The organism is Streptomyces sp. NPDC001027 (assembly GCF_040299045.1).
Taxonomy (GTDB): domain Bacteria; phylum Actinomycetota; class Actinomycetes; order Streptomycetales; family Streptomycetaceae; genus Streptomyces.
Map to the genome: position 1 here is coordinate 1 of NZ_JBEPBI010000372.1, position 5,483 is coordinate 5,483.

The 5,483-nt window shown below is 71.5% G+C and carries 5 protein-coding genes and 1 pseudogene; 4 read left to right on the forward strand and 2 right to left on the reverse strand.

The genetic code is table 11. The annotated features are described in order from the left end of the window. Positions 1-249, forward strand: a 249-nt coding sequence (locus ABT300_RS40810; protein WP_351687293.1) for a hypothetical protein, incomplete at its 5' end; no start/stop codon positions are given. Between the two features lie 42 nt (positions 250-291). On the opposite strand, the gene ABT300_RS40815 is transcribed toward ABT300_RS40810, so the two are convergent. After that, positions 292-1,461 carry a DNA gyrase subunit B gene (locus tag ABT300_RS40815; RefSeq protein ID WP_351687296.1) on the reverse strand — a complete coding sequence of 390 codons (1,170 nt, stop codon included), beginning with the start codon at positions 1,459-1,461 and terminating at the stop codon, positions 292-294. A gap of 326 nt (positions 1,462-1,787) precedes the next feature. Here ABT300_RS40815 and ABT300_RS40820 point away from each other — a divergent pair, with 326 nt between their 5' ends. Then, positions 1,788-2,996, forward strand: a complete 1,209-nt coding sequence (locus ABT300_RS40820) for a T4 RnlA family RNA ligase (protein ID WP_351687299.1) — start codon at positions 1,788-1,790, stop codon at positions 2,994-2,996. 2 nt (positions 2,997-2,998) lie between these two features. After that, positions 2,999-3,913, forward strand: coding sequence for a phosphatase domain-containing protein (locus ABT300_RS40825; RefSeq protein ID WP_351687301.1), 915 nt, complete (start codon positions 2,999-3,001; stop codon positions 3,911-3,913). Positions 3,914-4,140: 227 nt separating this feature from the next. On the opposite strand, the gene ABT300_RS40830 is transcribed toward ABT300_RS40825, so the two are convergent. Beyond that, positions 4,141-4,908, reverse strand: coding sequence for an NPP1 family protein (locus ABT300_RS40830; protein WP_351687304.1), 768 nt, complete (start codon positions 4,906-4,908; stop codon positions 4,141-4,143). Between the two features lie 293 nt (positions 4,909-5,201). On the opposite strand from ABT300_RS40830, the pseudogene ABT300_RS40835 reads away from it, so the two are divergent. Further along, positions 5,202-5,483 (forward strand): annotated as a pseudogene (locus ABT300_RS40835) (hypothetical protein); the annotation flags it as partial.

The window sequence follows — 5,483 nt, forward strand, 5'->3', positions numbered from 1 at the left end:
CCCCGCGGCCCCCGCGCGCGCCCCGAGGCCCGGGCGTGCTGGGCGGCCATGGACCCAGCCGGACGCACCGAGCCCTACACGCCGGACGAAGCCGCGCGTGCCATGGCCGTGTTCGGCCAGGAAGCCCTCGACCATCTCGCGCGGTCCGACTCCACCGTGAAGAGGCTGTTCGAGGAGCGGGAGGCCGCCTACCGACGGCTTCACGCCGAGTGGACGCTGCGTCAGCACGGAGAGCGCCCGGGATGGTGAGCGCCGGCTCCGGGTGACGCCGGTGGGACGTTCAGCCGCTCCTCAGTCCCGGTCGGCGCGCCGGTTGATCCGGTCGACGATCCGCGCGGCGTCCTCCGGGTGCTCGACGAGCCAGGCGCCGACATGATCCCGGGCGGCCTCGCGGACGCAGGCGCGCACCTCCGCGCCGCCCAGGAGCGTACGGGTGGCGCCCAGGAACTCGGGGTGGTCCAGCTTCACCGAGACGACGGCCGTGACGTCTTCCAGGATCCCGTCGGCTCCGGCGTCGAGGGCGGCCGCCGTCAACAGCCCGCGGTCGCGTCCGTACTCCGTGACCGCCGTCGCCAGCCCGTCGCGGAAGCCGTCCAGGTGCGTGCCGCCCTCGAACGTGCGTCGGCCGTTCGCGAAGCCGCGCAGGCGGTCGTCGCGGCCGTACCACAGCAGGGCCACCTCCATCGTCCCCGCCATCCGCGGATCCTCCCGCTCGAAGGCGACGACGTCCTCGGCGCAACGACTGCCGGCCTCCGCGTCGAGGGCGGCCACGAAGTCCCTTACCCCGTCGGGGAATCGGAAGCGCACTTCGCGCGTCCCTCCGTCCGGTCGGTGGTCGGTCAGTGACATCTCCAGGCCGCGGTGGAGGAAGGCCACTTGCCGCAGGCGCTCCGCCAGGACGGCGAACGAGCACCGGGTCGTCTCGAAGATCTCCGCGTCGGGCCAGAAGGCGATGGTCGTGCCCGTCCTGGTCGTGGATCCCACGGTGGCGGGCGGGGCGAGAGCGACGCCATGGGCGTATTCCTGTGCCCGGTGCACGCCCTCGCACCGGGCCTCGGCCGTGAGCCGGCTCGACAGGGCGTTGACGACGATCAGACCCACGTGGAACTGGCCCACGTGAGCGAGTTGGCGGCCGACAGGCTCCGGCCCGGCCTGAACTGCGGTAAGCAGCGCTTCCAGGCCCGGACCGTCGGCGCCCTCGGACCCGTCGGCCTCGAAGGGAGAACCCGGCCCGTCGTCCTCCACGATCACACCGCCGTCGGAAGTGAGGGTGACGTCGACGCGGCCGCCCCCGGAGGCCAGGACCGCGTTCACCGCCCGCCCCACCGCCTCGTACACCATCTGATACAGCCCGCGTTCGCCGGTCGATCCGACCCACATCCCCGGTCGCCTCCGCACGGCGTCCACGCCTTCGAGCACCTCGATACGGGCAGCGTCGTACCTCAGGTCTTCCGCACTCATCAGAGCCCCTCCCGTGACTGTCCGACAGACGGCCCCAGCCTACGAGAATTCTTGAAAAACACCAGGTCAGAGCCCCTTTGGCGAAGCCGCAGACGGCCGGTGGGGGCCCTGTGCGAGGGTGACCGACCCGAACAGTGCGCGGCATACCCGAAGTCGCGTCCCACAGCCCCTGGAAGGCCGCCACACCCCCTTCACGAGCCTGGCCGAGGGCCCCGATCGTGCCAGTGACCGCTTGTTTCGCCACATCCCGTGTCCCGAACCTAAATGGCTGGTCACCCACCCTTCCCCGGCGCGACAATCAGGCACCGGCAAGGGGAGGAACAACCATGAGCCAGGTCAACCTGACTCTTCACGAGCTGCTGCCGCCGCAGGAGTTGGCGGCCGCGCTCGACGCAGGGCACGTCACGCGCAAAGCGCACCCGGAACTGCCGCTGTCCATATACACGTACACACGGGTGTGCCAGTACGAGCGGCTGTGGAACCGGGTGACGACCCGCTGTCGGGGCCTGGTCGCCGACGACGTCACCGGCGAGATCGTCGCGCTGCCGCTGCCCAAGTTCTTCAACGTCGGTGAGCACACGGCCCGTCAGCCCTACGCGCCCGAGCTCCCGGACGAGCCGTTCGAGGTGTACGAGAAGGTCGACGGCAGTCTCGCGGTGGTCTTCCACTACGCGGGCCGGTGGCGGGTCGCGTCCAAGGGCTCGTTCATCAGCACCCAGGCCACCTGGGCGCAGCGTCTGCTCGACGGCAAGGACACCTCCCGCCTGCTTCCCGGAGTCACCTACCTGGCCGAGGTCCTGTACCCGCAGAACCGCATCGTCGTCGACTACGGCGAGCGCCGTGACCTGGTGCTGCTGGCCGCGTTCGCCAAGGACGGCACGGAAGTCGCCCTGGCCGAGGCCGAGACGCACTGGGGCGACATCGGGTCGGTCGTCACCGTGTGGCCCGCGATGCCGCTCGGCGAGCTGCTGGCCCTGGCCGAGGACAACCGGCTGCCCGGCGGCCGGTCGGCCACCGGCACCGAGGCCGAGGGGTTCGTGCTGCGCTTCGCCTCGGGGGTGCGGGCCAAGGCCAAGCTGGCCGAGTACGTCCGGCTCCACAAGGTCCTCACCGGCGTGACCGAGCGGGACGTCTGGCGCGGTCACGGCATCCAGCGGTTCGCGGGGCTGCCCGCCAAGCAGGTGGCGCAGGCACTCGGCTGCTCGGCCGAGGACGTCGCCGCTTCCGGGGGACGGCCGCTGGACGCGCTGCTGGAGCAGGTGCCCGACGAGTTCGACGGCTGGGTGCGCGGTGTCGTCGCGGGGATCGACAAGCAGGTGGACGACCGTGAGCGGGCGATCGACGAGGCGTTCCGGTCCCTCGCCCCGCTCGCCGGCGACCGGGGGGCCTTCGCCCGCGCCGTGGGCGCACTGCCCGACGCGGCGCTGCGGCCTGCGATGTTCCTGCGCCTGGACGGGCGCCCGACCGAGCTGGTGACGTACCGTTCCACCCGGCCGGAGGCGTCCGACCCGTTCAAGACCGACGAGGAGAACTGACCGTGCCCGTAGTACACGTCATGACGGGGCTTCCGGCCTCGGGGAAGACGACCGCCGCGCGCAGGATGCAGGCGGAGTCCGAGGGCCGGATGCGTCGGGTCAACCTCGACGACCTGCGGGCGATGCTCGACGTCCCGGCGCCCGAGCGCGGCCGGTCGCACGCGCACGAGCAGACCGTGCTGGCGATCCAGGACGCGGCGGTGCGCGCGGCCGTCGACGGCGGTTTCGACGTCGTGGTGGACAACACGCACATGACTCCGCACATCCCGAAGCGGCTGAAGGCCGCCGTGGCGGGACAGGCCGCCTTCGTCGTGCACGACTTCACCGACGTGCCGGTGGAGGAGTGCATCCGGCGCGACGCCGAGCGGGAGCGGGCGGTCGGCGAGGAGATCATCCGCCTCCTCGCCCACAAGCACGGCGTGGCGAGGCGGGGCGGCTGGCGGCTCACCGCGGAGTGGCTCAACGACGAGCCGTCCGTCGAGCCGTACGTCGCGGACCCGGCCCTCCCCTCGGCCGTCATGTGCGACATCGACGGCACGCTCGCCCTGCGGGGCGCCCGCGGCCCGTTCGACTTCACCCGGTGCGAGGAGGACCTGCTCAACGTGTCGGTGCGCGGTGCGCTGCGTTCCTTCCGGGGCGCCGACGGCGATGTCGTCGTCCTGCTCTCGGGCCGCGGTGAGGAGCACCGCGAGCGGACGGAGGCGTGGCTGCGCACGCACGAGGTTCCGTACGACGAGCTGTGGATGCGTGCCGCGGGCGACGGCCGCCGTGACGACGTGGTGAAGGCGGAGCTGTTCGACCGGCATGTGCGTCACCGGTTCGCGGTGCGGGTCTCCCTCGACGACCGGGATCGCGTCGTCGCGGTGTGGCGCCGGATGGGCCTGCCGACCTGGCAGGTCAACTACGGCAGCTTCTGACCGGCGGCGGGCGCGGTCGTCCGCTCAGGTCGTTCGCCCGGCCAGGCGACGTCCGTTCGGCACGAGGTGTCCGCTCCGCACGGCGACGTGCGTGACATTCGGCGGCGTCCGTCCCGGATCAGCCGCCCCGGCGTGTGGGGGGCGGCTGATCGTCGTGGCGGCGGGGGGGCCGGGCCGGTGGGCCGGCTCCGCTTCGGGGAATGCGTGAGGGCCGCGCCTTGTGGGCGTCAGGCGTACGGGGCGAAGGGGATCCCGGACGGCTTGGCCTTGTTGAGGGTGTCGTTGAACTTGGAGTCCTGGAGGGGGAGATTGGCGTCGCCCCAGTCGGAGCCGTTCAGCACGTTGCGCACGTTGGGCGCCAGGTTGTCCCAGGTGAGCAGGTTCTCCTGGTGCCAGGCGCCGGTGTCGTTCTCCGCCGTCTCGCCCCACTTGGCGAAGCGGAAGGCATGGGTGCTGGCGCCGTCCTTGTGGTAGACGGCCATGACGCGCTGGCCGCTCATCGGGACGTCGGCGATCGGGTGCGTGCTGAACCCGCCGTGCCGGGAGGCGGACAGGTACGACGGCGTGTTCGCGCCCTGGACGACCCAGACGACCATGCACTCCCAGTCGTGGCGGTGGCCAATGCCGGGCGAGGCCTCGTCCTTCTCGAAGTAGCTGGCGTAGATGATCCCGCACCAGCCGTTGTTGCACTTGGCCCGCGAGTAGGTGTTGGCGTGGTCGAGGTGGCCGCCGCGGCACTGTCCGGTGACGGAACCGGTCGGCTTCAGGCCGCCGTTGAGATTGCCGGCCGGGTCGACGGCGGCGGCGGGGTAGCACGAGTCCGTGTCGTAGTCGTACACGGGCTCGAAGAACGTCTGGAACGCCGTGGCGTTCTCGGGGAGGTTCTGCAGCACGCCTGCAGAAGCGCTGCCCGACAGGGCGACCGTGAGGGCGAGGGCGCTGCCCGCGACGGTCGTGGCTCTGACGAGCCGGGAGGTCCTGCTGGTTCGAGGCATGGGAGATCCCATCGGCGGTTCGGTGGTTGCGGACATGACATCCGCGGGTGCAGGAAGAGAGTGGCAAGCCGAAACGGCGATGGAAGGGCTTTCTACAAAACTCATGGCAGCGGTTCGAGGAACTGATCAACGCCCGCCGGACGTTCCGCAGCGGTTTGTCCGCCCAGGGATTCGTCGGGGAGTCGCAAGCAGGTGAACAGGACCGCCTGGTCAGACGTATACGTCGAGGTGAACGCAGGTGCCGGCCGCAGGGTCGCCGACGAGGACGACGGGCGACCGTGCCGTCTGATCACGTGAGCGGAGTCCGCGGAAGCGCCGGAGCAGAACGGGCCGACCACGCGGGGACCTGCGCGCGGGCCGGGCTGTTCGCCGCGCTCGGCACCGTCCTCGCGGTCTTCGGCCACCACGCGGTCGCCGAAGGCACGGTGCCCTGGCGGCTGATGACCGTGCTGACCGTGGCGCAGTTCTCGGCGGCCTGGCCGCTCGCGCGACGCCGCCGCGCCCCGGTCACCACGATCGGAGTCACCCTGGCGACGCAGGGGGTGCTGCATCTCGCGCTGTCCTGCGCGGACGGC

What these genes read in the sequence shown, in the direction of transcription:
- ABT300_RS40815 (WP_351687296.1), bottom strand. Translation starts at nt 1,461, where the DNA reads ATGAGTGCGGAAGACCTGAGGTACGACGCTGCCCGTATCGAGGTGCTC.
- ABT300_RS40820 (WP_351687299.1), top strand. Translation starts at nt 1,788, where the DNA reads ATGAGCCAGGTCAACCTGACTCTTCACGAGCTGCTGCCGCCGCAGGAG.
- ABT300_RS40830 (WP_351687304.1), bottom strand. Translation starts at nt 4,908, where the DNA reads ATGCCTCGAACCAGCAGGACCTCCCGGCTCGTCAGAGCCACGACCGTC.